This is a genomic window from Brevibacillus schisleri (assembly GCF_055685845.1).
The window spans coordinates 4722584-4749173 of the sequence record NZ_JBVNDM010000001.1 but is presented as its reverse complement, the minus strand read 5'-3'; the positions used below and the strand labels follow the sequence as shown (position 1 = coordinate 4749173).

At 48.1% G+C, this 26590-nt stretch carries 27 protein-coding genes and 1 pseudogene; 13 read left to right on the top strand and 15 right to left on the bottom strand.

Annotation, left to right across the window (positions count from 1 at the left end; all coding sequences use genetic code 11):
- Window positions 1-79: 79 nt before the first annotated feature.
- Together ACUUHJ_RS22645 and ACUUHJ_RS22640 are read right to left on the bottom strand one after the other, a co-directional pair.
- On the bottom strand, window positions 80-928 hold the full coding sequence (locus ACUUHJ_RS22645) for a family 1 encapsulin nanocompartment shell protein (RefSeq protein WP_007721249.1): 849 nt from the start codon (window positions 926-928) through the stop codon (window positions 80-82).
- A gap of 37 nt (window positions 929-965) precedes the next feature.
- A complete protein-coding gene (locus tag ACUUHJ_RS22640; protein WP_289673892.1) occupies window positions 966-1565 on the bottom strand; it encodes an IMEF encapsulin system ferritin-like cargo protein in 600 nt (199 codons plus the stop codon).
- 330 nt (window positions 1566-1895) lie between these two features.
- On the opposite strand from ACUUHJ_RS22640, the gene ACUUHJ_RS22635 reads away from it, so the two are divergent.
- Together ACUUHJ_RS22635 and ACUUHJ_RS22630 are read left to right on the top strand one after the other, a co-directional pair.
- Window positions 1896-2177 (top strand): DUF2325 domain-containing protein, encoded by a 282-nt coding sequence (locus ACUUHJ_RS22635; RefSeq protein ID WP_016742090.1) that lies wholly within the window; start codon window positions 1896-1898, stop codon window positions 2175-2177.
- Window positions 2178-2240: 63 nt separating this feature from the next.
- Complete coding sequence (locus ACUUHJ_RS22630) at window positions 2241-2387, top strand: hypothetical protein (RefSeq protein ID WP_015892424.1); 147 nt, start codon at window positions 2241-2243, stop codon at window positions 2385-2387.
- Window positions 2388-2417: 30 nt separating this feature from the next.
- On the opposite strand, the gene ACUUHJ_RS22625 is transcribed toward ACUUHJ_RS22630, so the two are convergent.
- From ACUUHJ_RS22625 to ACUUHJ_RS22615, 3 genes are all read right to left on the bottom strand, one after another.
- Window positions 2418-2696: a S1C family serine protease gene (locus ACUUHJ_RS22625; RefSeq protein WP_289673891.1), complete on the bottom strand. Its 279-nt coding sequence runs from the start codon at window positions 2694-2696 to the stop codon at window positions 2418-2420.
- A gap of 22 nt (window positions 2697-2718) precedes the next feature.
- On the bottom strand, window positions 2719-4167 hold the full coding sequence (locus ACUUHJ_RS22620) for a recombinase family protein (protein ID WP_472299991.1): 1449 nt from the start codon (window positions 4165-4167) through the stop codon (window positions 2719-2721).
- Window positions 4168-4278: 111 nt separating this feature from the next.
- Window positions 4279-4599 carry a winged helix-turn-helix transcriptional regulator gene (locus ACUUHJ_RS22615; protein WP_016742092.1) on the bottom strand — a complete coding sequence of 107 codons (321 nt, stop codon included), beginning with the start codon at window positions 4597-4599 and terminating at the stop codon, window positions 4279-4281.
- Between the two features lie 201 nt (window positions 4600-4800).
- On the opposite strand from ACUUHJ_RS22615, the gene ACUUHJ_RS22610 reads away from it, so the two are divergent.
- A complete protein-coding gene (locus ACUUHJ_RS22610) occupies window positions 4801-5895 on the top strand; it encodes a YheC/YheD family endospore coat-associated protein (protein WP_472299990.1) in 1095 nt (364 codons plus the stop codon).
- Between the two features lie 64 nt (window positions 5896-5959).
- Here the strand turns inward: ACUUHJ_RS22610 and ACUUHJ_RS22605 are convergent.
- Window positions 5960-6163 (bottom strand): annotated as a pseudogene (locus tag ACUUHJ_RS22605) (trypsin-like peptidase domain-containing protein); the annotation flags it as partial.
- 452 nt (window positions 6164-6615) lie between these two features.
- On the opposite strand from ACUUHJ_RS22605, the gene ACUUHJ_RS22600 reads away from it, so the two are divergent.
- A complete protein-coding gene (locus ACUUHJ_RS22600) occupies window positions 6616-7149 on the top strand; it encodes a PadR family transcriptional regulator (protein ID WP_015892418.1) in 534 nt (177 codons plus the stop codon).
- Window positions 7150-7203: 54 nt separating this feature from the next.
- On the opposite strand, the gene ACUUHJ_RS22595 is transcribed toward ACUUHJ_RS22600, so the two are convergent.
- Both ACUUHJ_RS22595 and ACUUHJ_RS22590 read right to left on the bottom strand, forming a co-directional pair.
- Window positions 7204-8316 carry an aminopeptidase gene (locus ACUUHJ_RS22595; protein ID WP_015892417.1) on the bottom strand — a complete coding sequence of 371 codons (1113 nt, stop codon included), beginning with the start codon at window positions 8314-8316 and terminating at the stop codon, window positions 7204-7206.
- A 173-nt stretch (window positions 8317-8489) separates the two neighbouring features.
- Window positions 8490-8582, bottom strand: coding sequence for a YjcZ family sporulation protein (locus tag ACUUHJ_RS22590; RefSeq protein WP_017250455.1), 93 nt, complete (start codon window positions 8580-8582; stop codon window positions 8490-8492).
- Window positions 8583-8768: 186 nt separating this feature from the next.
- Between ACUUHJ_RS22590 and ACUUHJ_RS22585 the strand changes: the two genes are divergently transcribed.
- The 3 genes from ACUUHJ_RS22585 to ytxJ all read left to right on the top strand — a co-directional run bounded on the left by ACUUHJ_RS22585 (window position 8769) and on the right by ytxJ (window position 10128).
- A complete protein-coding gene (locus ACUUHJ_RS22585) occupies window positions 8769-9002 on the top strand; it encodes a hypothetical protein (RefSeq protein ID WP_015892416.1) in 234 nt (77 codons plus the stop codon).
- 277 nt (window positions 9003-9279) lie between these two features.
- Window positions 9280-9678 carry a hypothetical protein gene (locus ACUUHJ_RS22580; protein ID WP_289673888.1) on the top strand — a complete coding sequence of 133 codons (399 nt, stop codon included), beginning with the start codon at window positions 9280-9282 and terminating at the stop codon, window positions 9676-9678.
- 123 nt (window positions 9679-9801) lie between these two features.
- Window positions 9802-10128, top strand: a complete 327-nt coding sequence (gene ytxJ / locus ACUUHJ_RS22575; protein WP_015892414.1) for a bacillithiol system redox-active protein YtxJ — start codon at window positions 9802-9804, stop codon at window positions 10126-10128.
- Window positions 10129-10200: 72 nt separating this feature from the next.
- Here the strand turns inward: ytxJ and ACUUHJ_RS22570 are convergent, their stop codons facing one another.
- Window positions 10201-12357 carry a cell division protein FtsA gene (locus ACUUHJ_RS22570; protein ID WP_472299989.1) on the bottom strand — a complete coding sequence of 719 codons (2157 nt, stop codon included), beginning with the start codon at window positions 12355-12357 and terminating at the stop codon, window positions 10201-10203.
- Window positions 12358-12671: 314 nt separating this feature from the next.
- On the opposite strand from ACUUHJ_RS22570, the gene ACUUHJ_RS22565 reads away from it, so the two are divergent.
- From ACUUHJ_RS22565 to ACUUHJ_RS22550, 4 genes are all read left to right on the top strand, one after another.
- Complete coding sequence (locus ACUUHJ_RS22565; RefSeq protein ID WP_015892412.1) at window positions 12672-13769, top strand: bifunctional 3-deoxy-7-phosphoheptulonate synthase/chorismate mutase; 1098 nt, start codon at window positions 12672-12674, stop codon at window positions 13767-13769.
- A 126-nt stretch (window positions 13770-13895) separates the two neighbouring features.
- Window positions 13896-14204: a metal-sensitive transcriptional regulator gene (locus ACUUHJ_RS22560; protein ID WP_007720961.1), complete on the top strand. Its 309-nt coding sequence runs from the start codon at window positions 13896-13898 to the stop codon at window positions 14202-14204.
- A 117-nt stretch (window positions 14205-14321) separates the two neighbouring features.
- Window positions 14322-15332, top strand: a complete 1011-nt coding sequence (gene ccpA / locus ACUUHJ_RS22555; protein WP_015892411.1) for a catabolite control protein A — start codon at window positions 14322-14324, stop codon at window positions 15330-15332.
- A gap of 43 nt (window positions 15333-15375) precedes the next feature.
- Window positions 15376-16308 carry a 5'-methylthioadenosine/adenosylhomocysteine nucleosidase gene (locus tag ACUUHJ_RS22550; RefSeq protein WP_472299988.1) on the top strand — a complete coding sequence of 311 codons (933 nt, stop codon included), beginning with the start codon at window positions 15376-15378 and terminating at the stop codon, window positions 16306-16308.
- A 78-nt stretch (window positions 16309-16386) separates the two neighbouring features.
- On the opposite strand, the gene ACUUHJ_RS22545 is transcribed toward ACUUHJ_RS22550, so the two are convergent.
- The 4 genes from ACUUHJ_RS22545 to ACUUHJ_RS22530 form a co-directional block, all read right to left on the bottom strand.
- Window positions 16387-17544, bottom strand: coding sequence for an acetoin utilization protein AcuC (locus tag ACUUHJ_RS22545; protein ID WP_199928120.1), 1158 nt, complete (start codon window positions 17542-17544; stop codon window positions 16387-16389).
- Window positions 17541-18185, bottom strand: coding sequence for a CBS and ACT domain-containing protein (locus ACUUHJ_RS22540; RefSeq protein WP_015892408.1), 645 nt, complete (start codon window positions 18183-18185; stop codon window positions 17541-17543). The genes ACUUHJ_RS22545 and ACUUHJ_RS22540 overlap by 4 nt, the downstream gene beginning before the upstream one ends.
- A gap of 34 nt (window positions 18186-18219) precedes the next feature.
- A complete protein-coding gene (locus tag ACUUHJ_RS22535) occupies window positions 18220-18852 on the bottom strand; it encodes an N-acetyltransferase (protein WP_472299987.1) in 633 nt (210 codons plus the stop codon).
- 71 nt (window positions 18853-18923) lie between these two features.
- Window positions 18924-22064, bottom strand: a complete 3141-nt coding sequence (locus tag ACUUHJ_RS22530) for a transglycosylase domain-containing protein (RefSeq protein ID WP_472299986.1) — start codon at window positions 22062-22064, stop codon at window positions 18924-18926.
- A 255-nt stretch (window positions 22065-22319) separates the two neighbouring features.
- On the opposite strand from ACUUHJ_RS22530, the gene ACUUHJ_RS22525 reads away from it, so the two are divergent.
- Window positions 22320-22574: a GrpB family protein gene (locus tag ACUUHJ_RS22525; protein ID WP_472299985.1), complete on the top strand. Its 255-nt coding sequence runs from the start codon at window positions 22320-22322 to the stop codon at window positions 22572-22574.
- On the opposite strand, the gene rpsD is transcribed toward ACUUHJ_RS22525, so the two are convergent.
- A complete protein-coding gene (gene rpsD, locus ACUUHJ_RS22520; RefSeq protein WP_016742106.1) occupies window positions 22571-23170 on the bottom strand; it encodes a 30S ribosomal protein S4 in 600 nt (199 codons plus the stop codon). The genes ACUUHJ_RS22525 and rpsD overlap by 4 nt on opposite strands.
- 292 nt (window positions 23171-23462) lie before the next feature.
- Window positions 23463-25751 (bottom strand): S-layer homology domain-containing protein, encoded by a 2289-nt coding sequence (locus tag ACUUHJ_RS22515; RefSeq protein WP_289673882.1) that lies wholly within the window; start codon window positions 25749-25751, stop codon window positions 23463-23465.
- Between the two features lie 229 nt (window positions 25752-25980).
- On the opposite strand from ACUUHJ_RS22515, the gene ACUUHJ_RS22510 reads away from it, so the two are divergent.
- Window positions 25981-26562 carry a histidine phosphatase family protein gene (locus tag ACUUHJ_RS22510; protein WP_199928117.1) on the top strand — a complete coding sequence of 194 codons (582 nt, stop codon included), beginning with the start codon at window positions 25981-25983 and terminating at the stop codon, window positions 26560-26562.
- The last annotated feature ends 28 nt before the right edge of the window (window positions 26563-26590 follow it).

The window sequence follows — 26590 nt, the reverse complement described above, 5'->3', positions numbered from 1 at the left end:
TAAGTGATCTGTTACATATTTCAAGGATGAAAAAACACACCCACAACGAGAACCGTCAATGGGTGTGTCAAAGGGTTTCCTATTCTTCTGTTTCTTCCAAGGTGCAAATGGCGCTTGGACGCTTGATACGCAATACAACGCACTCATAGACACGGAACAAACTGTTCATTTGTTCGTCTCCAAGGAATGCGGAGTCGAAGTCTTCTGCAATCGCTAGGTCGAGATTGTGGCGGCCAGTTGCTACCAATACGCCGGAACGGCCTTTAATGGTAGGGGATTGGAAGACACCATCTGTAACGAGATTGCGAACGTGCTCGATCTCAAGCACGTTGGTGCCTTTGTGCACACGATGCAAGAGAGAGTAGAGCTCAGGAGAAACAACCAGTGCATATGGACCGCTATGGCCCATTTTCAACAGCTTGTTGCGTGCTTCCACGATGTCGGCAAACGCATTGCCAGATTCCATCCAATCGCTCTTTAGATGAGTGAGGCGTCCTTTTACGTTCATCAGACCAGGAAGGTCGAATTCCGCAGCACCGTTGAAGATCAGATCGTCTTCCATCAGTGCACCACCAGCAGCTGCGTTGGCAGCCGCGCTCATGTCCAAAGGCATGCCCAGTGTGCGTGCTTGGGCAACGTCGCGCCAGTAGAGCATGAAATCCTTGTACAGGATCGGAATCGTCATGCTGACGCGGCGGCTAGGCTGTGTCATTTCCAGTGATTCTCCGCGCAGGGAGAGACCACCAAAACGGGATTCCTCATATACATCGTTGGTAATGGTTTGGATACCTTCACCCAATGGTCCATAAATATCGATAAAACGACGTCCCACTAGTTGACGGCGAGCCATGTCAACAACAGTTGCGTCCAGTTGATTCCATTCTTCCGTCGTCAAAGGAGAGTCTGGGTATTTACGAAGCTTGTCCATAGTGTAACCTCCATGTCATTTCAGGATTTCCGATTCTTTACATTCCTTTCAAGCTGCCAACTGTCAGTCCTTTTTTACCGGAAACGGCAGGGGCGGAATGCTTGATCACGGAAGCAACACCGTGAGGAGCGGAAGCCGAGGCTTTCAAATGATCTACCTGGTGAATATCGTGCCCCTCATCGTGATCAGTAAGATCAGGATGAGTCGCATCAGAGAATCGTTGGCTCATGTTCGCCATGATCTCTTTGACTGTCAAATAGTCTGTATGCGTCTTTTCACGCATGCCATCCAGGAGCTGACGTGTTTCGTCATCCTTGAATTCATACAAAGAGAGCTCCAGATGCTCGCGGAAATTGTGCAGTCCAAAACGTTCCAGATTCACATCGGACAGCATTTGCGAGAGGTCCCGATCACTGAGCTGATCCAGGCTTTTTCCTGCTGACAGCTTCTCCAGGTAGGGAACCAATTCCTGCAAGCGACCCATGCGCTGTTCTTCTTCTTCCAAAATGTGATGGTAATAAAGACGAGTGTGCTCGTCCGTTGCCGCATCGATAATCGGCTGGATAACGCCCATGAAGCTGTTGATGTAACCTCTGGTGCGATCAAAAATGGCGTGCAGCTGTGTAATTTCTTGCACCCTACGCCACCTCCTCATTCACAATCTATTTTTTCATTATACCGTTGGAAAAAACACCCGGGCAACACCTATGTACATTTTCTTATGACTGCGAAGAATAGGATGCGGTGTAATTTGGAAAAGAGAGCGGGAACGTTAGAGCGACGTGGCTTTGCCTTTAGGCTGAGTCTCTAGTTTTGTTTTTTGACAAAAAAGTTATCATGGAGAGTATTGTCAAAGACAAATGGGAATGATAATATTTATCAATAAGAGTGATATTCATTATCAATTAGTATTCAGAGAAGAAAACATAAATCTTACATTCACCTAAATTTAAGGAGGTAACAAGTTATGTCATCGATTTTAGTAATAGGCGGAGATCGCCTAGGCAATATTATCGAATTACTGCAAGGTCAAGGCTTCAAGGATATTCACCACGTAACTGGACGGAAAAGCTCGCAAACTGGGGTGAAAATTCCTGCTGGTATCCACATGATTTTGGTGTTGACTGATTTCGTCAATCACAACTTGGCCAAAACTGTGAAAAACCAAGCCAAAGACCGCGAGCTGCCCATCGTTTTCTGCAAGCGTTCGTGTTCTGCGATTGCCAAAGCTTTTGATCTCACTGCGTAAATACATACTCTCCAGATCGGGCAGACTACGATCGTGAGTCTGACACCAACGGAGGAATGTCGCATGGAACAGAATCGTTTGGGTGAACTGCCTATCGCACAGCTTACGGCCGCTCAGCTGCAACAATTAAAACAGGCAGAAGAACAAATCAACACAGAAGGTCCAAATGTATATCTTATTGCATTAGAGAAGCATTCCCCGTCCTCCTAGACGGGGTTTTTTTGTTGAAGCGTGTGCTTCTCACTTGAATACGTACTGCTCCAGTTGCATTTTGAGGGCGTCAATCCCGATAGCGAAACCTAAGCATTGGCTGGATTGAATGATGAATGCATTGAGACCAACGACTTCCCCATTCAAATTAATGAGTGGACCTCCGCTATTTCCTGGGTTAATCGCAGCATCCGTCTGAAAAATTTCTTCGTACATTCGCTTCGCAACCTGTAATCGGCGGTTTTTAGCACTAATGATCCCCGCTGTCACAGAATTTTCCAAACCAAGTGGGGAACCACCTGTAACCATACAAACAAAATCAGAGAAAGTTTTAGTGGAAAGACAACAGACGCAGGCACACCTCTCGATTTTTTTGACCAGAGGCAGCGTCTGTTGCTTCCACGTCAACACGTTGGATGAGCATGCACACGAGTAAGCGCCGTTCTTTTTCATTTGCATATGTCCAAATAAGGTTCCAATTGGAAAGAGCATCTAGATCAAACCGTTCTACACTTGAAAAAACAGAGTAAGTGCGTTCTCGTTCTTTAGCAGCCCGCTCCAATGCATTGATTTTCTCTCGTAAGTCAGCCAACGAAAGGAATCCCTCTTCATAAGCTTGTTCCCAGCGCTGCTTCCGAATTTGCAGCTCTTGCCCGGTCTCTTTCGCGGAGCAGGAATTCGTCTGAAACAAAGTCTGAACCACTTCCTGCAACGCAGCGATCGACTCTGGTGAATGCTGCATCAGCTCGTGCACAATGACCTTTTCCAAGCGATCCTCACGTATGGCTGGAGCATCACACGTACCAGCCAGCTTGTTTTTACATAAGTAATAGCGGTGCGTGTAGCGTTTTTCCCCTTTTCCTGTAATGGTGGTTGTTTTCCCGCGCATGGAGGAGCCGCAACGCGAGCAGTATAGCAATCCGGAAAAGAGGTAGCGGGAGCTGAGAACGCGAGGGTGGCTTGTTCCGCGAGCACTCATCCGCTCCTGCACCCGGGAGAAACAGGATTGATCGATGATGGCCGGGTGAGTTGCCTCTTCGATTATCCATTCCTCGGGGTCATTGCGTTGTTGATCGGAGTCGGTGTAATTCCAACGCAACGCGCCATGATAGACCGGATTTTTTAACAGACGAAGCACGGCACTTGCACTCCAGGAAGCGCCATTTTTCCCGCGTAATCCAGAATGATTTGCCCATTCGGCGATTTGGCGCGGAGATTCGCCTCGATCATAGCGCTCGAACATGCTGCGTACGCCAGCTGCTTCCCTTTGATTCACGACCAGCGTTCCTTGCACTAGATTGTATCCAAATGGTGGAGGTCCTCCTGGCCGTTTTCGTTCTCTTGCCATTTGGCTCATCCCCAGCTTGACCCGTTCCGCCAAGTTTTCCCGCTCCCATTGGGCGAGAGCAGCCACTAAGGTTATAAACAGTCGCCCGATTGCCGTAGTCGTATCGTATACCTCTGTGCAGCTTTTAAAATGTACCGCATGTCGATCGAACTCCTGCAGGAGCTGATACAGATCAAGGACAGAGCGAGTAAGCCGATCGAGTCGATAGACGAGGACGACATCGATTTTACCCGTTCGGATATCTTGCAGGAGTTGACTGAGTGCAGGGCGCTTTGTATCTTTGGCACTGACGCCTTCATCTGCGTAGACGGCTTGGACTTCCCAGCCTTGGGAGTGAACATACGAGAGCAGCTTTTCCCTTTGAGCGGGGATCGAAAATCCTTCACGTGCCTGATCCTCTGTACTGACACGTATGTAGACGGCCGTTCGCATTCCCCGTCCTCCCTTCACCTTGGGTTGCTAGAGTGTACAGCAAAAGGGAGGAGCTTATGCCTGACCGCAATAAAAAACCCCGCTTATCCGTCTTGGACAAGTGGGGTTATGCTACATCCATTTTTGGCCCCATTCGTGAATGGAATCAATGACAGGACGCAGATCTTTTCCTTTATCGGTCAATTCGTATTCAATGCGAACTGGGATCTCTGGGTACACTTTGCGCTCCAAAATCTCGAGCTCTTCCAGCTCCTTCAGTCTTTCCGAGAGCATTTTATCGCTCATATGAGGAACCATTTCCCGGATATCTTTGAATCGTACAGTCCCGCGTAGCAACACATGAATAATCAGGCCGGTCCAGCGTTTTCCAAGGACGTTCATTGCGCATTCATATTTTGGACACATGTGTTCGCCAGAAAAATCTTGACTCATATCGGCGTCACCTCTATCTAGCAGCATTATTGTTGCCCTTTATTCTAACAGATTAGCTTGAAAAAAGTAAGTAACGAAAAACTGGAATGACACTTTATCAATGCCTGAGAGGTTAAGCCCGTTTTCATGGACAAATGTTTCCCTATTAGGAGTCCACACATACACTAATCGCGAAAGAAAAGAAGCGAAGAGGGTGTTGCGATGCTTCCAAAACGGGTAATCGGCATTTTAACCTGGCGGGAGGGGTTACGCTTTGAGGAACCAGCCTATTTGCGAAAGCTGGTTCAAACAGGGCAAAAGCTGGGCGCAGAAATCTACCTGTTTTCGCATCAGGACGTCAATGTGTCCGCCAGAAAGATCAAAGGCTTCATCCCCAAACCGAACGGGGGCTGGATGAGTAAATCGTTCCCTTGGCCAGAAGTTGTCATCGATCGGTACCGACGCAGGGTAAAGGAGTATATCCGGCTGCGAAATAGCGATCTGCTTTTCTTTGCAAACAGTCCGTTCAGTAAAAAATGGAGAGTGACGAATCTGCTCGCTTCTGATGACCGCGTCAAACGCTGGATTCCGGAGACGCATGTTTACGAAAAAGGCAAGGTCCGAAACATGCTCGCACGCCATGGGCTCGTCTATGTCAAACCAGGCAATGGCACCGGAGGAAGAAGCATTCTCAGAGTGAAGAGCAGCGGCAAGGATTATAGCCTCTCTGGACGTGACAAAAAGCATAAGCATCATGTAGCTCGAATTGATACGGTGGAAGGCGTGGAAAAATGGGTCAAAACGTGGGTAGAGGAGCAGCGCATTCGCGATGGCAATTTCCTGGTGCAGCAAGGCTTGGACCTGGGACTGCTACGCAAGCATGTCGTCGATGTACGGTTATTGATCCAAAAGGACGAGCGTGGGGAGTGGACGGTGACAGGGTGCGCAATACGCATGGGGGAGAAGGGCAGTGCTACTTCCAATTTGCATGGAGGAGGCAAAGCGATTCCCTTTGAATGGTTAATGTCAAGGCGATTTGGCGAGGAGCGTGGAGAGCTGATCAAACAGGAGTGTTATCGACTTGCTTTTGATGTAGCAAACACGCTCGAGGACTATTTCGGCCGCATGATGGAATTCGGGCTGGACATTGGGGTAGATGTGGACGGACGCGCGTGGTTAATCGAAGTGAACCCCAAGCCGGGGAGGGAGGTTTTTCGCCAGATGGGTGACATGGCTCTATACAAAAAGGCGATAGCCCGTCCTGTTCAATTTGCGCTGTATTTGGCCCGGAACAAGGCTCGTTTTTTGTCTCTTTGAATACAGATGGAGAACCGACGCTGATGACCCATTCTCCTACTTTTGTATGAGAGGAGTTGCCTAGTGGCAGCGGGTATAGCTTGCAGTCTGCATCAATTTTGATGACGGCGTAATCCCGGACTCGATCAGCTATAATGCGTTTGGCTTCAAACACTCTACCGTTATATAGCTTCACGAAAATGTTTTTGGATTTGCCGATGACATGCTCGCTCGTCAAGATATACCCTTTCGGATGAAAAAGAAATCCGGAGCCAAAGCTTCGTTCCATGGGTGGAGAATTATCTTCATGATCAATGAGGCTGCGAATTAACGAATCCACGTCTTTGGAATGGGGAGCATCCTCGGTTACGATGGAGACTACTCCTTCTTGAACTCGCTCGACAATGGGAACGAAGAAATTGAATGGGTGCAGACTGCTGCTGCTCACAGGGTACTTTACCCGCGTATATTGGGACCATTTTTTACTTTTCACCGATCTCTCCCCCTACAGCAGATAGGTATGTATCATCTTATGGGGAGGGGAGAGGGAAGGGACGCCCAATTTCTAGTCGAGTGTATGGTTATATCATTAATTTTGATTGATATGATAAAGAAATAGCATTGGTATAATTATTTAAATGCATTTATAATAACATGTAGTTAAAGAATATTTCGAACATAAAGGCTAAGTCCTAGCCGCTAGAGAGAGAGAAAAAGAACGGTAACGGAGGATGCGAAGAGATGGATGTTAAAACGATCATACTGGGTTTCTTGAGCTATGGGGAAATGAGTGGCTACGATATTAAGCAAGCGTTTACAAACAGTATTGGATTCTTTTATGACGCTAGCTTTGGTGCTATTTATCCAGCATTGCGCAAACTGGAGGAAGAAGGCTTCGTAACGAAGCAAGAAATCATTCAGTCTGGCAAGCCGAACAAGATTTTGTACCGAATTACAGAAGCCGGAAAACAATCGTTCCGCCAAGAAATCCAGACGCCTATCTTGCCGCCAGTATTGCGTTCAGACATGCTGGTTAAGATTTTCTTCGGCAAGGGCCGCACGATCGACGAACAAAAGGATTTGCTAGAGGGCTGCTTAGATACGCAACGTCAATTGCTCCAACAAAGTAAGGCCTCTTATAAAAAGCTGGAAGTAAATTTTGACGAATATCAACGCTTTTGCTGGGAGTATACCATTCATCATCTGGAGTCAACGATTTCCTTTATGGAACAAAAAATGACTTCCTTGTTGAAACAACCAGCTTATTCCGTTTAGCAATAAAGCGAAGGGCTCATGTCTTGTGAACAATGAGCCCTTCGCTTCTTTTATTTATTTCAGGTTTTCTGGATTGAGGCATTCGAGCTCTGGTACAACGAAACGTCCGTCTTTGCGGATCAGGCGATCGTCAAACCAAATTTCTCCACCGCCCCACTCAGGACGTTGAATCATAACCAAGTCCCAGTGAATGGAGGATTTATTTCCATTAAACGCTTCATCATAGGCCTGTCCTGGCGTGAAGTGGAAGCTTCCGTCGATTTTTTCGTCGAAGAGGATGTCTTTCATCGGGTTTTGGATGTACGGATTCACACCAATCGCAAACTCCCCTACAAATCTGGCACCTTCATCCGTATCAAAGATTTCATTGATCTTCTCTGTATCGTTTGCAGTTGCTTCGACGATTTTGCCATCCTTGAAGGTCAGCTTGATATTGTCGTATGTAAAGCCTTGGTAAGGAGATGGCGTGTTGTACGCGATCGTACCGTTGACGGAATCACGGACAGGGGCAGTGAATACTTCTCCGTCAGGGATGTTGGCTTCACCAGCACATTTGATTGCCGGAATATCTTTGATGGAGAAGGTCAGATCAGTGCCTGGCCCTACGATACGTACCTTGTCGGTTTTCTCCATCAGCTCGACCAAGCTGTCCATGGCTTTATCCATTTTGCCGTAATCAAGTGTGCACACTTTGAAATAGAAATCTTCGAAAGCAGCGGTGCTCATATTAGCCAACTGAGCCATGGATGCATTTGGATAGCGAAGCACGACCCATTTGGTATGCGGTACGCGAATGTCCAGTACAGGACGCGCTAGCAGCTTGGAATGCAGCTGCATTTTGTCTCCAGGTACATCAGAGAGCTCACTAATGTTGTCGCCGCCGCGGATGCCAATGTAGCAATCCATTTGTTTCATGAAAGCCACATCTGCTTCACGCATGATGCCCAATTGTGTTTCGTTGGCACCCATCAAGAGCTCACGCTGAACGGATTGGTCAATCAATTGGACAAACGGATTTCCTCCAGCTTCGTATACCTTGGCAATAACGGCTTTCGTCAGATCGGTAACGTTGCCAATAGAGTAAATTAAAACGTTTTCACCAGGCTTGACAGTCACTGAATAATTGACGAGGACGTCAGCTAGTTTTTCAATTCGTGGATCTTTCATAGGAAGGGGATCCCTCACTTTCCATATCATTCTTGTCAATTGTACACAACTCAAACAGAAAAAAGCTACCCACTGTCGAGGGTAGCTTGCGGAGGAAACGCACTTGAAGGATTCGGTACTTCATGTATATGCAACGGCCTGCTGAATATGGCTATATCTTCGGGGAAGAAAGATTAATCGCAGCTGCACCCGATAATAACCAGCAGGATGAAAAGAATCAAAACCAGAGTGAAGCCGTCGAATTCTCCATTAAAGATGCCGCTCATCGAATAAACATCCTCCTCATATATGTGTTAAGCCTCTTGTGCTTACATCTACAACATATGGGTGATCGCATAGGACCGAACCGGGCATCCGCCCATTTTTGAGAAATTTGATGTTTATTATTCTGAAAAGCAGGAAAAGCTAGAGGATACCAAAAGACTTTGCAAGTATGAAAGGATGTTTATGTGATGCAAAGATCATTATCGAGCCTACAGCATGATCTGGTCCAAATTACGATTAATGTTGGAGAAGACTTTAAATCCATTGTGTGGAAAGCGCAGTACGATATGGACTTCAATACAGAATGTCTCTTCTGTTTCTCCGAGCAAATTACTGGCTACCGTGTAGAAGACGAAGACGGAAAAGCGGGGAAAGTCGCTGTTTGTCCGCATTGTGAAAAAGTAAACGCGATCTATGCGTGAAATTGAAGTTTTGATCGTTAAAAGAAAGACGATGCCGATTGTTGGCACCGTCTTTTTTCTTTCAAGTTTTAGTAAGGTACCGATATGCCAAAAAAGCTCCCCCTTGCGTGCGTGTCAGAGTCGAAGAGAACTGTGCTTTTTCTTCTCCTCCACTATGTGATCTCTAGTCTATATCTGACTCTATATCCACCAAGTACCACCTGCTCTCTAGCAGGATTGAAAGGACGCTCCTCGAATAGTTATGAGAGACATACATAGATAGGTAGGGGTGAACATTTTGCAAAAGAGATGCAACCGCTGCGGGAACGAAATGGAGATCGAGCTGCGCAACGTCGTGTACCGGAAACGAGTTAAAATCATGAATGTACCTGTACAAGTCTGCGTGGACGAAGACTGTGACCATTCCCAAGTGGTAGATGTGATTAAGGATGATTTGAAGTCACTCATGGAGGAACTGGGCCAACATCCGCAGCGTCAGGCAATCGAATTCGAAGAAATGTCAGAGTTATCCAACTTATTGGTATTGATTGCTAATGAGAAGGAGAATTCGACCGTAAGAGAACTACTTGGTGAAAAAGTCAACGAGCTATTGGATCTGTTTTTGTTGGCGCAGTCCCTTGGCGATGAAAAATGGATGCTGGAGCTACGCGAACGTCTAACGAAAATCATGGTATAAGGATAAAGGAGATGCCTAGAAGATAGGTATCTCTTTTTTCATTTCTCCACGGCACCGCAAATGTAGACTTTGCTGCTTGGACTTATGTATACTGGTAGGCACATGAGATAAGGAGAGATGAACATGTCACAGAAACAGCTTCACTCCATAGAAGAACTGGATGAGTTCGTAGCGAAAAATGGGAAAAAGCTTTTGTTTAAGCATAGCACGATCTGCCCGATCAGTACGTCTGCCTATGAAGAGTTTCAAACGTATTTGCAGGACAATCAAGTGGAATCTGCAGTCATTCTGGTACGGGAAGATCGCCCTGTCTCCAACGCCGTTGCGGATCGCTTTTCCATCAAGCACGAATCCCCACAAATCTTTTTGCTAGAAGACGGAGAAGTAAAGTGGCACACATCTCACTGGAAAATTACAAAAGACGCGATTAGCCAGGCACTCAACGTGTAATCAAAAAGCCGGGACACCCGATAAGCGAGGTGAAACCGGCTTTTTGCATGGAAAAAAAGAGCAATGGAAAAACTATTCCCAGAATAGCTCCAACTTGTCTCCACTTTTCAATTCTGTCTGGAAATTGGCTTGTTCGCCGTTGACGAGCATCACAAATCCAGAGATACTCTCACGGTCGGGCTTTTCCAAGGAAACATCAACGAAACGGAAGACATCGCTAAACACAGGTGTTGAAGCAGGTGAGGACTTTACTGTGATGTCGGCACCTTCGCTCACAGGATCAGAGGCATTCGCCGCTTTTCCGTGTACCGTAATCGTTACCTGTGCGACAGGCAATACGACCCGTTCACCATTGAAGTGGACGATCATTGTCTCCTGTACCCATTCTTCCAAGGGGATGACATCTTGTATAGAAGGGGCGGGGATTTCATCCAGTCGATAGACGAGGACATCACCTTGCCGGATGATATCTGTCAAGGCTACTGGTCTTCCGTTCAGCTCGATCACCTCGACACGGGACGGAATCGAATAATCTTGTCCGTTCACAGAAAAGCGCAAGCCTGATTCCGCTGACGTTTTCAGTTCGGCGAGCTCCAGTACTTCATAGACAGTGCGAGGAAGGCGGATGTCCACCTCGGCACGATCTGTGATCAACGTATCGAGAGTAGCAGTCGCTTTATTAACATGTACGACTGGACCGAGCGAGTAGGGACGATCATTGCAAATCACTTCAAGCGTGTCCAGCTCATCGAATAAATCTTTGGCAAACACGCGTGCATCCTCGCCATTTGTACCAGCCACTACGGTGATTTGGTCCCCGTCATTGATTGGCGTGTCGAGACTGACGCCCTCCCCGTTGCGCTGAATCACTGGCGCTGTACCATGACCACCTGGAATCATTTTCATCCGTCCGTTTACGGTGACGGTCATCGCCAATCCGGGGCGACCATACAGACGGCGGATATCCAGTCCGGATGCAATGAGCGCATCACCCAACGTCATTTTTCGCAAGTCGAATATGCGCACAGGAGTGTCATTGACTGTAACCGTTACATAGCGCAATGGATGACGTCGAGCAGCAACAGCAATGCCGACTGGCGTTACAAACTCAGGTCCACTGAGCCCAGGATTGTCTCCAACGTATTGTTTAATCGCATCGCCGCCTCTAACGGCAACACGAGCGGCAGGAATATTCAAGACCTGAGCGACTTTTCCAGTAAGTCCAGGGGTGAGGCTGCCACCGCCGATCAGCATGACCGCTTGCGGAGCTTTTCCGTTGAGCTCCAATATTTTGAAGGCAATTTTATCAGCGAGCTGCTGGATGTCTGCTTCAATCGCACTGGTTACCTCGGCAGCGCTCATCGTATGCTCCATGCCGAGAATGTCAGTGAAGGTGACGGACTCCTCAGTGGATAAGAGACGCTTCACTTCTTCTGCCATCGGAAAATCCATGAGAAAGGCGTTCATGAGCGCATCCGTGATTTCATCGCCTGCAATAGGAACCATGCCGTAAGCGGTAATGGCCCCTTCCTCAGTCAGCGCTACGTCAGAAGTACCTGCTCCAATGTCGACCAAAGCGATATTCAGTCGGCGCATCGTCACAGGAATCAGGACATTAATGGCCGCAATCGGCTCAAGCGTCAATGCCTGCATTTCCAGATCGCATCGTTTCAGAGCAGCGATCAGCGAGTCGACAACCACGCGTGGAAGGAAAGTGGCGATCACATCTGCGCTTGCTACGTCACCCCGCTGATCAATCAGACTCCCGATTAACTCTTCATCCAGATGGTAATGGACGACGCTGTAACCCACGCAATAATAGCGGGTGACGTCTTGGTCCTTTAGCTCCTGGGCTAATGCGGCTTGGGCCTCCTGTACAGCGGAAAACTCCAAAGCGACAACATCTTCACGCGAGATGAAGGCATGTCTGGCTAAGGGCATATCCACACGCACGCGGCGGGTCCGCAATGACCGACCGGCAGCAGCGACCGCTACCTGATGCAGCTTGCCGTATTTCCCCTCCAGCTCTTCTTTTATTTGTTGAATCACCTTAGCTACGGCGACAATATCGTGAATTTGCCCATCGAGCATAGAGCGTTCATCGTGCTCTCGAATGGCGCAGTCCAATACGCGGTACTGCTCGCCGGTCGTTTCCACGATCAGGCCGACGACGCTGCGCGTTCCAATATCTAATGAAAAAATAAGCTCAGGGGCTGTGATGTCAGACAAAAGTAGGTCACTCCTTGTAAGAGGTTGTTCATGAAGTCTTTACAATAATTATCGGTAATTTTGGTCTGTATCGGAAAGGAACAATCGATTTTAGCTAGAACATATATCCAAAACTATTCGATTTAAAAGGGAAAGAATCCTGTCGAATCAAGGAATCTTCTTCGTTTTGACGAATAATTGGAAAAGATAAAAAAACAGAAAAAATTTACTTTCGCGCTTTTTGGCGCTAAACTGCTGACAAGGGTCTTTGAATCGATTATAATTACCCTAATTTATCGATAAATCCCCATATAAAAAGAGGAGAGTGGAGAGAGATGGCACACGATCAAATCGAAACCATGCGCAAGCAGATAGACGAGATCAACCTGCAAATTCTTGAATTGATCAACAAACGAGCTACCTTGGTTCAAGAGCTCGGCAAAGAAAAAGAAAAACAGGGCAGCAACCGTTTTGACCCAGAACGTGAGCGCCAAATGCTCAATCTGCTCGTGGAAAACAATAAAGGTCCTTTCAATGACAATGCAATTCGTCATTTGTTCAAGCAAATATTCCAAGTTTCCTTAGATCTGCAAGACGACGATAAGAAAAAAGTTCTCCTCGTTAGCCGTAAGAAAAAGGCAGAGGATACGGTTATCACGGTAAAAGGCGTAGAGTTCGGAGGGAAAAATCCGATTCTGATCGCAGGTCCTTGCTCCGTGGAAAGCTATGAGCAAGTAAGAGCCGTAGCAGAAAACCACGCAAAACGCGGACTGCGCACATTGCGCGGCGGTGCGTACAAGCCTCGTACCTCGCCATACGACTTCCAGGGTCTGGGTGAAGAAGGCTTGCAAATTCTCAAACGCATCGGGGATGAGTTCAACCTCGTAACGATCAGTGAAATCGTGACGCCAGCAGATCTAGAGATGGCGACCAAATACATCGATGTTATCCAAATCGGTGCTCGCAATATGCAAAACTTCGAGCTGCTGAAGGCGGCAGGTCGTGTGAACAAGCCGATCCTCTTGAAGCGTGGCCTCTCTGCTACGATTGAAGAGTTCATCTACGCGGCAGAGTACATCCTGTCCGAAGGGAACTCACAAGTCATGCTGTGCGAGCGTGGAATTCGCACGTATGAAAAAGCGACACGCAATACGCTCGATATTTCTGCGGTACCACTCCTCAAGCAAGAGACGCACTTGCCAGTGTTTGTAGACGTGACGCACTCTACAGGTCGTCGTGATCTACTCTTGCCTTGCGCAAAAGCAGGCTTCGCAGTCGGTTCTGACGGAATCATGGTAGAGGTTCACCCAGATCCAGATGTGGCACTGTCTGATGCGAAGCAACAGTTGAACATTCCACAGTTCAACGAATTCGTTGATGAACTGCTTGCTTCTGGTCTGTACAAAGACGAGAATGTGGCAACGAGAGTATAAGAATACCTTTCGGGTACGTTTTGAGGGTCCTTCCTGCGCGCGGGAGGACCTTTCTCATTTGACGAACCATTGGCGACCAAGTAAGCTAGAATTACGTGCTGATATTGGTGAAGGAGGATAGGCCATATGGAAGACAACCATCAATGCTGCTCGACGGATCGGTCCACTGAAAGGCCTGATAAAATCAAGTCTAATCTCATCTCCCGTCTGAATCGGGTAGAGGGACAAGTTCGCGGAATTCGTGGAATGGTAGAAAAGGATGTCTACTGCGACGACATTCTCAATCAAATTGCAGCTGTGCAGTCAGCACTGAATGCGGTTGGGAAAATGCTCCTCGAAGGACATATGAAAAGCTGTGTGATGGATCGCATTCAGCAAGGCGATCATGAAGTGATTGATGAGCTTTTGAAAACGATGAACAAACTCATGAAGTAACGGGTGCACAAGCCGTCAAAAACGATTGCAACGGCATACGGCTTGTCGTATCATAGGTGCATATATTTATGAAAACGCTTATGAAAACCAAAAAATAGGGAAAAGTGAGGGTGCATGATGCCGGTTACTATATACGACGTAGCAAGAGAAGCGGGGGTGTCGATGGCGACAGTTTCCCGCGTAGTCAACGGGAATCCCAACGTAAAGCCTTTGACCCGAAAAAAGGTATTGGCTGCGATTGAGCGCTTGGGATATCGACCAAATGCGGTTGCTCGTGGACTCGCCAGCAAAAAAACGACAACAGTTGGTGTCATCATCCCGGATATCTCCAGTTTGTTTTTCTCCGAATTAGCGCGGGGGATTGAAGATATCGCTACCATGTACAAATACAATATCATTCTGTGTAACTCTGACCAACGGATGGAAAAGGAATTGCAGCTCATTAATACTTTGCTTGAAAAGCAAGTGGACGGGCTTCTGTTCCTGGGGGCAGAAATCAAAGAAGATCATTTGCAGGCATTAACAAGCACGTCTGTACCGACTGTACTCGCTGCGACTCGTGATGCAGACAACGTACTCCCGTCGGTTAGCATTGACCATTTCCAAGCCGCATATGATGCAACGGAGGCATTGGTTGCACGCGGGCACAAGCGCATTGCGATGATCGCGGGTCCTGCAAACGATCCATTGGCAGGGTTAATGCGCTATGAAGGCTATAAAAAGGCGTTGAAGGATGCCGGTATCGAGCTGGATGAAGAGCTGATTGCCACAGGCAACTACTTTTATGAATCGGGCTTGTCCACTACAAAAGGGTTTCTTGCCCTTAAAAATCCGCCGACGGCGATTTTCGCAGCGAATGATGAGATGGCTATTGGCGCAATCCACGCCATTCAAGACTCTGGCTTGAACGTGCCAGGTGACATCGAAGTGATTGGTCACGATAATATTCGTCTGGTTGAAATGGTGCGTCCGCGACTGACTTCTGTCGTACAGCCCATGTATGATATTGGCGCGGTGGCGATGCGCCTGTTGACCAAGTACATGAATAACGAGAATGTCGAAGAACATGTCGTGCTGCTGCCGCATCGAATTGAGTATCGGGAGAGCACAAAACCCGAGCAAGCTTGATCGAAAAGGGACGTAGGAATTAACAGCAAGAGGGGGATGGGAAATGCGTTACGGAATTATCGGCGCGATGGATGAAGAAATCGCGCTTTACTTGGAAGCGATGCAAGAGACGACTACTGCCACCAAAGCAGGCATTACCTATTACACAGGTAAAATGGAAGGCAAGGATGTCGTGCTGTGCAAATCAGGTGTCGGCAAGGTGAATGCTGCCGTGACGACGCAAATCCTCATTGATTCATTCCAAGTGGAACGTGTCATTTTCACAGGTGTGGCAGGAGCCGTTCACCCTGAATTAAATATTGGTGACATTGTGGTTTCGACGGATTGCATCCAACATGATATCGATGTGACACCACTTGGCTTTGAGCCAGGACAGATTCCGTTTACAGAGCAATGGACATGGCAAGCAGATGCTGGGCTGATGCAGCAAGCGATCGATGCGGGCAAGGAGCTGGAAGCGGGAGTTCAAGTAGTGAGCGGTCGTATCCTGTCTGGCGACCAATTCGTTGCCAGTCGGGAAAAGGTTCAATGGCTGTATGAGCAATTTGCAGCACACTGCACCGAAATGGAAGGGGCATCTGTAGGACAAGTATGTGCGATGAATGGCGTGCCGTTTGTCGTGGTTCGCTCGATGTCGGATAAAGCAGACGGCTCCGCGCATGTAAACTTCGTAGAATTTACCAAGCTGGCTTCCAAGCGCTCCTACGCGATTGTCCGTAACATGCTGACAGCTACACAAGCAGCGACAGCTGCGGGAGTGATTGTCTACTCGACGAAAAACTGTGTGGATTGTGACATGGTTAAGAACTGGCTGACAGCAAAAGGTGTTTCCTTTGAAGTGCGCGATGTCATGACGAGTCGTGCCTATCAAGAGGAAGTAGAGCGCTTTGGCTTCATGGGTGTGCCTGTAACAGTCGTAGGCGACAAAGCGGTAAAAGGCTTTGCACCGTCTGAGCTGGAAGAGCTAGTGAAATAAGAGTTTGGAATAGAAAAAGCGTGCTGACCAGTACCCAAAGGTACGAGGGCAGGACGCTTTTTTTCGATAGAGGTTTTCTTACTTCTCTGATCCAGTAGGTGCGTGCAACATCGCACGTTCTAACGTAAGCCGATTTTTTTCCGTGATCTCTGCTCGTCGTGGGATTGTTGGGAATGGTTCGTCAAAAAGCCGTGGTGGCAAGGGTAAATCCGTCTCAGGTTGCCAGCGCTTGAGCCAGGCTTCGGGAAGAGCCCCGTCCGTAAGCGGCTGGTCGCTCATCTCACTCCATACCAGAGTCCACGCCCGCGGCACCACCCGCCAAATATCATAGCCCCCGCCGCCTACCGCAATCCAGCGACCGTCACAATATTCATGAGCGAGACGGTGAGCAAGACGAGGAATCGCTTGATAAATTTTCATCGAGCAAGACAAATGGGTGAGGGGATCGTACGCATGAGCGTCACAACCATTTTGGGTCAGGATGACATCAGGCTTGAAGCCAGCCGCTAGCTTTGACACCAGCTCGTCATATACTTCCAGAAAAGAATCGTCTTCCGTAAAGGCATCGAGCGGAACGTTGACAGAATAACCATAACCGCTTCCATCTCCACGCTCCGACAAATTGCCTGTTCCTGGGAAGAGATACTTTCCTGTTTCGTGAATGGATACAGTCAGTACATGAGGGTCATCGTAAAACGCCCATTGTACCCCATCTCCATGATGGGCATCTGTGTCGATATACAGCACGCGCGCATTCCAGTTTTTTCGCAAATAAGCGATCGCGACGGAGCAATCATTGTAGATACAAAAGCCAGAGGCACGTCCACGAAAGGCATGGTGCAGTCCGCCGGCGGGATTGAAGGCGTGTTCGGCCTGTCCACTCATAACCGCGTCCACTGCATTTAACGTACCTCCGACGATCAGCGAGGACGCTTCATGCATGTTCGAAAAACAGGGAACGTCCTCTGTTCCTAAACCATAACTGGCTGCCTGCGGAAGCTCGTGTTCACTATGGCCCTGATCGCGAACAAATTGGATATAGCGTGGGTCATGCACCAGGGCGAGTTCTTCATCGGTTGCTGGGCGGGGTGCCAGGATGTCTGCGTCTTTCAGTATTCCGTAACTGCTCATCAGATCGTGTGTGAGGAGCAGACGACGCTGGTTGAACGGATGATCATCATGAAAATAATATTGCGTGTAGTCTGGAGAGTAGATCAGACGAGCATTTCGGCTCACTGGGGTATCCCTCCTTCCGTAGGGCCGATTACGGAAAAGCCTTTTTCAAGGAGCAATTGCGTCACGATACGCGGATCAATGGTCTGTACCCGAAAAACAAGGTTCTTTTTCGCGGGCTTTTTCCCGGGAAAGACTACGACGCTCGTGACATTTACTTGTGCATCGCGAAAGACTTGACTGACTTCTGCTAGCATGCCGACGCGGTCGTCTACTTCTACTTCGATATGGGAGCTAGGTTTGTTAACGCCGAATAGTTCAATCAGGCTAGAGAAAAGATCCGATTCCGTAATCAATCCTACGAGTCGATTTCCTTCGACGATGGGTAGTGAGCCGATTTTGTGCTCGTATAGTTGGAGGGCTGCGTCTTCGATGAAATCAAGTGGGTGGGCAGTGATGACTTGTTGATTCATGATATCGGCTACAGGCTTGTGCAGGACGGTGTCGTCATCGTCATGTGTCAGCAGACGAGAGGGGAGAGCGTCTCGTAGATCACGGTCTGAAACAATGCCTACGAGTGAGTCGTTTTCAATGACAGGCAAATGCCTGATTCTGTTTGCACGGAGGAGAAGAAGCGCTTCTCCGATTGTAGTGGATGGCTGGATCGTGACCATTTTTTTTCGCATAATCTCTTCAATACGCATAAGAGTGACCTCCTGGAATCAAAAGGCATCCAAACTAGTAAAGAAAACGATTTTGAAATCGCATAGCATCAAAGGCAACGACTGTTTCTGGGGGTACACGCTTACCGACTTTGGCCATGAGACAGTTGGCGGGATGTGAGCATATTTCCGGGTCGTCGGTAGCCATCCAGCTCAGGCCTGCGCTGCCCATGACCTTTTCCATGACCTTTCTGTATTGCCATACATCGAGTCCTGTTCCTTTCAGGTCCCAATGCCAATAATACTCCGTTGTAATAATGACGTAGTCTTCCATGGCATCGTCCAGGAAGGCAACTTCCAGTAGCTTTTTGCCTACGCCACCCGCTCTCACTTTGTGACTGATTTCAATCGCGCCCAGCTCCAGCAAATCGGGCAGTTGGGCTTGTGACCATCGCTCCAGTGGATCGGGGTGCAGAAAGGTCACGTAGCCGAGGATGAGGTCTCCTTCGCGTGCAATGATAATGCGCCCTTCAGGCAAATCAGCGATTTCGATGAGAGCTTCATGCTGCTGTTCAGGGATACGAAAAGCTTTCAGTCCCTCATCAAAGCGTAATGAGGCCAGATAACTTCCTGTAATCGGTCCTTCGACGAGCAGCTCCTTGTTGTTCACCATTAAACTCAATGAATGATAGCGTTTGACGTGCTCCATCAGTTCCCCCCCTTACGATTGTAGAAAAACAGAGATGGCGTCTAACCATCTCTGTCAGTTGTCATTCCAGTTTATTCTGAGGTGTTGGCAGTTACGATGTTAGAATGTGGCGATTCTCCGTAACTGTTGACTGCTGTAACGTAATAGTTGCTGCCATTCGGTACTTCTGCAGCGTGAGTAAAGCTTGTATTAGAGACTGTACCGAGTAGCAAATAGCCGCTTGCTGAGTCTGGGCTAAAATACACGTTGTACATCTGCTCAGACGAGCTGCTTCCTTTCCACTTTAGCTGCCAACCGTTAGGCGTATTTTTGATAGACAAGGATTTCGGAGCAGCAGGTGGTGAAGCAGAATCTGTATTTGTATTCGTGCCTCCTGATCCATCTGTTGGGTCCGTCGCAGTTCCGCCTGGATCTGTTTGGCCATTCCCGTTATTGTCCATCGGATTCGGGATGCCTGTTTCCGTACCTTGATTTGGATCAGGCAATTGCCATGTCTGCGTTGAACCGACAGAAGCGATTGCGGAAGGCTGCGATTCATGGCCAGCGATATCCACAGAAGTGACATAATAGCCTAAATCCCGATGGATTGCAGTCGTATCGGCAAAAGTCAATTCCGCTGGATCTTTCACAGTCGCTACTTTGACAAAGCCGTTCTGCATATCAGCACGGTAGATGCGATAACCGACCAAGTCAGCTTCTTTGGCTGATTGCCAGGAAAGCGTGATTTGCTTACCTGAGCCTGTAGCTGTTACACCACTTGGCGAAGATGGCGCTCCTCCTGCCTCTGTTCGAGGATCTTCTTTTTCAGGAAGGCGCTGCTCCCAATCTGGTGGTTGGGTGGAGACCCTACTGTTTTTCGCTTGAATTTGCTCCTTGGTAGGAAGTGGATCAGGTGAGCGGTAGAAGACGCCTTCGGTAACAAAATCCTCAGGTGTTCCTTCCTTCGCCAAATATCGTTCGCCATTATACGTAATAACGCGTGCTTTTTGGTGGGTATCGTCCACCTTCTTCGGAACGAACTTGCTGTTGAATATATCAGTGATCAAATGGCCAGCTTCTTTTGATAGCTCACTTGGCAAAAGACCTGATTTCGAGTCAACAGTCGCGCTGACAATTCCCGCCGGCTTTTTAAAGCTGGAGTCAGGAGGTGAAAGGTTCGGATGCTTTGCTATGACGTCCTTCATGACCTTACCCCATACGACCATCGGAACATATTTGTCTGCGTCTGGCATTGGATATGGCTCGTCAAAGCCAACCCATACCCCCATGGACAGCTCTGGCGTGTAACCGACGAAATAGAGGTCGTTGCTGTTGTTCGTTGTTCCGGTTTTACCTGCCACATCGACTTTGCGCGGCACGTATTTGCGGATGCGTGTACCTGTACCGTTATTGACAACGGAACGCATCATATCAGTGATCAAGTATGCTGTTTGCTCGCTGTACACTTGCACTGGTTTAGTCTCATGGCGGTAAATTACTTTTCCGGTGCTATCTTCAATTCGGTCAATCAGATAGGCATCCACGAAAGAACCATGATTTGCGAATGTCCCATAGGCGTTTGTAATTTCCTCAACAGTTGTTCCGTAGGTAAGACCGCCAATTACACCAGTTGCTGCATAGTTGTCAGCATCTACCAATGTAGTGATTCCCATTTTCTTTACGTATTCGAGAGCCGTTGGAATGCCAACTTTCAAATACGTCTTGATCGCCGGAATGTTCCAGGACATCCGCAGCGCTTCGCGGGCACTCATCATCCCTTGCCATTTGTTGTTCCAGTTCTTTGGTAAATGGGAACCGTTCTGGCCGTCAGCGAGTAGCACCGGAGCGTCATCGATTGGAGACGCTGGCTGGAGCAATCCCAGTTCAAAAGCAGGAGCATAAGCGGCAAGTGGCTTCATGGCAGAACCAGGCTGACGAGGGACAGTGGCGTGGTTTGTCTGTTCCACCGTGAAGTCCCGTCCTCCGATCATGCCGAGGATGGCTCCTGTTTTGTTGTGAATCAGCATTGCGCCGACTTCTTCCAGAGCATTTTCGATTTTTTCTGTTTTGCCGTTAGAGCGACGAATCGTATAGGTACGATTCTTACCGAAGTTTTTCGGGTCAGTTGCAACAGCCTGCATGATGTCATATACGCTCTTGTCGATCGTGGTATGTATCTTGTACCCTTTTCGCAGTATGTCGCGACGTTTCTCTTCAACCAGCTGTCGGTATTCGTTGCGGCCGATGGTTGATTTGTCACGTCCTTTTTCCAAGAGGTCTGCATCCACAAGTTGACGTGCGGCACGATCTTCAATTTCCATCATCAAGAAAGGTACTTCTCGATAAGCTTGCTGCGTCGGTTTTGCTAGCTGTGTCTTCAAATCACCGGCGATAGCTCCATCGTATTGAGTTTGTGTGATGTAGCCATTTTCCAGCATGCGATCCAGCACCATTTTTTGGCGTTCCTTCCCGCGCTGATAGCTTTCTGCACGGAATGGAGAGTAGGCACCCGGGTTTTGAATCATGCCCGCAAGATAGGAGCCCTCAGCAAGCCCGAGCTCTTTTACATCTTTGCCAAAAATCCCTTTCGCGGCAGCCTGAACGCCGTATACGTTTGACCCGTTGGCGTTTTTTCCGAAGTAAATTTCATTCATGTAGGCTTCCAGAATCTGATCTTTGGAAAACATCCGCTCGATTCGAATCGCGGTAAAGATTTCACGTGCCTTACGGGTGTGGCTAACTTCAGCAGAAAGGATTGTATTTTTTACAAGCTGCTGTGTAATCGTACTACCACCTGTTACGACAGGCTGGTTGGTAATTTCCTGAATGGCTCCGCGCATGGTAGATTGAAGCGAAACTCCGGAGTGGTGATAGTAGGTTTTGTCTTCCGTTGCGATGATGGCATTAATTAAATAGGGAGAAACGTCTGCTTTCTTCACTAAACGTCGATCGCCTTCTTCTGCCCTTAATTGGCCGATAAGAGAGCCGTCGTTGTAGTAGGCGAATCCAGTCAGATAGTTGGTGAAGATTTTATTCTCCAGTTCCTCCTTGCTGCGCACAGGCTCGTCCTTCACGAGTGCGGCAACATAACCTGTCACGATTCCTCCCGCGACTGCAGCTCCCATTAGCCCTAGCACGAAGACGATTTGGAAGATGATCCAGAACGTTCTACTGCGGCTTCTGCGTCGCTTTTTCTTCGTCGGTTCAGAGGAAGATGTGTGGTTATTCGACATAATCTACGACCCCCTAGCATACCCCCTGATTATACCATACGAGGAACCTAGAGGATAGAAAATGCGTAGGAGATAGCAAAATGTGTCAAAAATCGTTGAATGCTGTCAACGACAGATGATTGATTGCGTTTCACAGACATTGTTAAGCTTACAGGGTTGGATCAGAAAATAGATTTCATAGGAGGAGACAAATGAATATAGACGAGCCGATTCATCTCGAAGGCTTCACAGAAAACTGGTCGAGGATGCAAGGTCGTGATTGGCAAGATTCAGGAGTGTGGGTATGAATTCCTAGGGGAAGCAGGAATCGTTGGAAGGCTGTATTTTCGAAAAAGAGGTCAGCACTCCATTAATGCTCATGTCGTCTCTTATAAGGGAGCTCTGTGGAATGACAACCTCATCCTTCGAAATTTTTTGCGCGGGCGAAAGCGTGGCATAAAGCAAATACATAAAAAAAGAGCAGGCCGACAAGCGGCACTACTCTTTTTCTTTTTATCCTCAGACGATTAACGGCTGTAGAACTCAACGATCAGAACTTCGTTGATTTCAGCTGGCATTTCTTCACGGTCTGGCAGACGAGTGAAGGTACCTTCAGCAGCAGCATCGTTGAATGTAACGTAGTTCGGCAGGAAAGTGCGGCTTTCCAGAGCGTCCTTGATCAGTTGCAGACCACGGGACTTTTCACGAATGGAGATTACATCACCCGGTTGTACGCGGTAGGATGGGATGTTTACTTTTTTGCCGTTTACCAGGAAGTGACCATGGTTTACCAACTGACGAGCAGCTGGGCGAGTTGGAGCAAAGCCCATGCGGTATACCAGGTTGTCCAGACGGGATTCCAGCAATTTCATGAAGTTTTCGCCCACTACGCCAGCCATTTTGCTAGCATTGTCGAAAGTGCGGCGGAATTGTTTTTCGTTAAGGCCAAACATGTGGCGCAGTTTTTGCTTTTCTTGCAACTGGATTCCGTACTCGCTCAGTTTACGACGGTTGTTGTGACCGTGTTGACCTGGAGGGAAGTTGCGTTTGATGTCTTTTCCTGTACCATCGAGGGAAATACCCAGACGGCGAGCCAGTTTGTGGCGAGGTCCTGTGTAACGTGACATGTTTTCATTCTCCTTTAATATGGATTCGCAGGTGTTTACTTCCGGCAGGTTAGTTCCTACTTTATCTACACGAACTTCGGACGGTAGCGTTTCCGCATCGTGCTCCTCACAGATGATCAGCCGCAGTCTGTAAAGGGAGGGAACTAAGAGGGTACATCCTTCCGTTTTTACCTACAATCAATGCTACCCTGTACACATACATTCAATAATACTAGGCGCGATATAGTAAAGTCAAGGGAAAAGAAGCGCGCCATCCGCCGCAAGAAGTGGGATGGATGGCGCTTTTTGGGTTTTATTTTCGCAACAAAGTAACCGGTCCGTCTTGCGTATCCCGTTTTTCGAGGAAACGGGTAAAGGTAATGGCTGCATCGGCACGGGGGACGAGGCTTTGCGGCTGGAATTTCTGCTTATCGGTCGGCACAATACCGAGAGTAGTCGCGATAACGATCGAACCGCGGTACTTGGAATTGGCAATGTCTGAGAGCTCGGACTGGAACATGCCAGGGAAGTCCGTCAGTTTTTTGTAACCGAGTGCACGAACAATCATATCAGCGAGCTCTTCGCGCGTAATCGTCTCATTTGGGTTCAGCTTAGAAGCATTTTTATCCAGAAGTCCGCGATCAACAGCGCCTTCTACTGCTGAGAAGAAGCGCGAACCATTTGCTACATCGCTATAGGTGGCCTTTCGTTCCATAGAGTACTGTGGATAGTGTCTGCCTTGGTTGAGACTGATCATGAGCATCTCAATCATTTCACCACGTGTGATCGGTTTTTGCGGCATAATATTGCCGTTTTCAAGCGTTAGTGCATCGTATTCATACATCAGCGAGAGTTCCTTCTCTGCTGGATGCCCCTTCAAATCGGCAGGAGTGGGACGATGCAGCACAAGCGTTTTGCCAGTAGAGCTGGAGCTCCACTCGCCTGTTACAGCGTCAAGGTAATACGGCTGCTCAAATGGCGTAATGGTCGCCCGATAAACGATCTTGGCGGTTCGTTTCGGTGTATAGGAAGGCTGCTCTTTTACGCGCTTGGCATCCTCAGGAGTAAGAGGGGCGAGGGCGTATACTGCCTCCGCTTTTGTCTCGGTCCACCACTTCTCGCTCGCTTCGGCAGCAGGCAGGTGCTTGGGAACTTGTGTCGGGTATGTTTCGCTGCCCAATTCAGTACTGTAACTCATCAGCTCGCCCGTTTCTGTGTCAAACGTGAAGAAGGCAGAGCCGCTAGCTGCTGCTATTCCATTGATAAAACGCTCAAATCGGATCTGCGTCCGCTCGGAATCAACGGGTTGGTTTTGGATTTCCTCTTCAAAACGCTCTGTCCAGTAAAGCTGGTGGGCCATGGTTGGCGCCAATTCGCGTATTGTTTCCATCGCTTTTGCCTTGAGTTTTTCCATGTCTGGTTTTTTAGAAGCGGTTGTTTTTTCTTTATGGTTGCGGAAGTCCTTGTTCAACCGGTAGATGTCCCCGGTTACAGCATCCACAGAAACATAAGCAAACCCTTCTTCGCTGTTGCCTTTTTCGCCGAATTCGAGATCCCAGACAGGACGATTGCCACGGTAGTCTTTTTCATTGTAATTGGCAGAACGAAGCTCGTAGTTGGACAGCTTCAACGCTTTCAATGCCCATTGTACAGCCTCCTCTTGGGAGAGCGGTTGTCCGCTGCGGCGTGCAGGAAGGACTTTGCTGCTTACAGGCTCAGGGTCTTTTGCTGGTTGATAGGGGGTCAACGATTGTGTCAATGCTTTGCCAGTCTCCGCATCAATGTAGAATGGGAAGGGATTTATATACCCGAGAGATGGCTTGTTATTTTGTGTCTCCATCTGCTCCCACGGCAGCAGGTAAACTGGTTTTGGATTCGCTTGCTCTTTAAAAAGTTTCTCGGCTTCTTCTTCTGAGATTTTTGTATCCGTATCCGCGAAGGTCACGTCGTTCCAGGACAGAGAATAGTTAATCACTTTGCCGGAAGCATCTACGGTGATATCCGCGCCGTTGTCGGGAAAGAGAATGCCGTCCACTTCACGAACAAAGCGGAAATTATAGTAAACTTCCGAGTTCAGCGGAGTTTTTGGTTCTGGCATATCGCGTGTATACAGTCTTGTTTCCGCTGCTTTTCCTGCATTGTTTTTCTCGAAAAAGTGCTTCGCCTGCTCTTGCGCCTCCGTATAGGAAATTCGCTTTGCATAGGGAAGCGAGGATGCTTCCTGCTCTTGACGTGAGTAGGAAGTCAGCTCGCCTGTATTAGCGTGGATACTGACGCTATAGGATAGAAGGACTCTGCCGTTTTCTGGATCCTTCTTCACCCAACTAAACGACCATTCAGGAAATGAGCGCCAGCTATCTGCTGAACGAAATGACACATTTTGCACCGTCATCCCAGCGGTAGGCACAATTTTTGTAGCGAGTGCCAAGGCCGCTTCCTTGGAGAGCTTTGCTTTGGCTTGTGCCACAGAGTCTGCTTGTGCCACAGAAGTCGCCATTTTACTGGTACTCACATGAGGTGATTGTGCATGCGCTTGTGCGACAGGTAGCAAAAGACTGGCAGATAGAACAAATGAGCTAGATCGAATGATCCACGGTTTCATAGGAACCCCTCCAACGATGTCATATTCTTCTTATCACCTCTGACGAGGGGAATTGAAAGTTCGTTTCAGTTCAAACCTACGAAAAAAAGTCCTGGGTATTTGCAGAAAGAAATGAAATATAGGAATTTTGTACCAAATGTTTTTTTATCAATCTAGAATTGTGAACAGGCATCTTATATAATAAGAAATACTATCCAAAGAATACAGAACGGTAAGGAGATAAATCGTTTTGGAAACCATTATGTATCTCATTCGTCATGGAGAGACGGAGTGGAATCAGATTCGTCGTATACAAGGCCACAGTGACATCGCGTTGAACGAGCTCGGAGTACGTCAAGCCGAGCAAGTAGCAGACAGGTTGCGAGGCGAGAAGATTCACGCTTTTTATTCGAGTGATCTTAGTCGCGCGCGTGATACGGCTGCCAAGATTGCTGGTAACTTCCAATCCTCTGTTTCTACGCGAACAACCTTGCGGGAGCGCTGCTATGGGGAGTGGGAGGGGCTCACCTATGAAGAAATACGGGAGCGATTTGAGAATCAGGATGAAGCCTCCTGTGGAATTGAGACATTCGAAGACATGCAGCGTCGAGCTGTTGCTGCCATGACAGAAATAGCAGGGAGCCATCCGGGTGAGGCGATTGTCGTTGTCTCGCATGGCGGTCTCATTAATAGCTTCTTGCATTATGTGACGGTAGGAGAACAAGGAACGGGGATTACACGTATCGATAATACCGGTATTACCATGTTTCGGTATGTAGATCGCAGGTGGGAACTTCTATCCGTTAATGATACAGACCATTTGAAAGCTTGAGAAAATGCTGAGAGAGGGAGTTTCTCGT

Coding starts and splice junctions, on each gene's coding strand:
- ACUUHJ_RS22515 (WP_289673882.1), bottom strand. CDS start 25,751: ATGAAACCGTGGATCATTCGATCTAGCTCATTTGTTCTATCTGCCAGT.
- ACUUHJ_RS22625 (WP_289673891.1), bottom strand. CDS start 2,696: ATGGTTACAGGTGGTTCCCCACTTGGTTTGGAAAATTCTGTGACAGCG.
- ACUUHJ_RS22645 (WP_007721249.1), bottom strand. CDS start 928: ATGGACAAGCTTCGTAAATACCCAGACTCTCCTTTGACGACGGAAGAA.
- ACUUHJ_RS22620 (WP_472299991.1), bottom strand. CDS start 4,167: ATGCGAACGGCCGTCTACATACGTGTCAGTACAGAGGATCAGGCACGT.
- ACUUHJ_RS22635 (WP_016742090.1), top strand. CDS start 1,896: ATGTCATCGATTTTAGTAATAGGCGGAGATCGCCTAGGCAATATTATC.
- ACUUHJ_RS22585 (WP_015892416.1), top strand. CDS start 8,769: ATGCAAAGATCATTATCGAGCCTACAGCATGATCTGGTCCAAATTACG.
- rpsD (WP_016742106.1), bottom strand. CDS start 23,170: ATGTCACGTTACACAGGACCTCGCCACAAACTGGCTCGCCGTCTGGGT.
- ACUUHJ_RS22595 (WP_015892417.1), bottom strand. CDS start 8,316: ATGAAAGATCCACGAATTGAAAAACTAGCTGACGTCCTCGTCAATTAT.
- ACUUHJ_RS22630 (WP_015892424.1), top strand. CDS start 2,241: ATGGAACAGAATCGTTTGGGTGAACTGCCTATCGCACAGCTTACGGCC.
- ACUUHJ_RS22590 (WP_017250455.1), bottom strand. CDS start 8,582: ATGAGCGGCATCTTTAATGGAGAATTCGACGGCTTCACTCTGGTTTTG.
- ACUUHJ_RS22565 (WP_015892412.1), top strand. CDS start 12,672: ATGGCACACGATCAAATCGAAACCATGCGCAAGCAGATAGACGAGATC.
- ACUUHJ_RS22610 (WP_472299990.1), top strand. CDS start 4,801: ATGCTTCCAAAACGGGTAATCGGCATTTTAACCTGGCGGGAGGGGTTA.
- ACUUHJ_RS22615 (WP_016742092.1), bottom strand. CDS start 4,599: ATGAGTCAAGATTTTTCTGGCGAACACATGTGTCCAAAATATGAATGC.
- ACUUHJ_RS22560 (WP_007720961.1), top strand. CDS start 13,896: ATGGAAGACAACCATCAATGCTGCTCGACGGATCGGTCCACTGAAAGG.
- ACUUHJ_RS22535 (WP_472299987.1), bottom strand. CDS start 18,852: ATGGAGCACGTCAAACGCTATCATTCATTGAGTTTAATGGTGAACAAC.
- ccpA (WP_015892411.1), top strand. CDS start 14,322: ATGCCGGTTACTATATACGACGTAGCAAGAGAAGCGGGGGTGTCGATG.
- ACUUHJ_RS22540 (WP_015892408.1), bottom strand. CDS start 18,185: ATGCGTATTGAAGAGATTATGCGAAAAAAAATGGTCACGATCCAGCCA.
- ACUUHJ_RS22550 (WP_472299988.1), top strand. CDS start 15,376: ATGCGTTACGGAATTATCGGCGCGATGGATGAAGAAATCGCGCTTTAC.
- ACUUHJ_RS22530 (WP_472299986.1), bottom strand. CDS start 22,064: ATGTCGAATAACCACACATCTTCCTCTGAACCGACGAAGAAAAAGCGA.
- ACUUHJ_RS22600 (WP_015892418.1), top strand. CDS start 6,616: ATGGATGTTAAAACGATCATACTGGGTTTCTTGAGCTATGGGGAAATG.
- ytxJ (WP_015892414.1), top strand. CDS start 9,802: ATGTCACAGAAACAGCTTCACTCCATAGAAGAACTGGATGAGTTCGTA.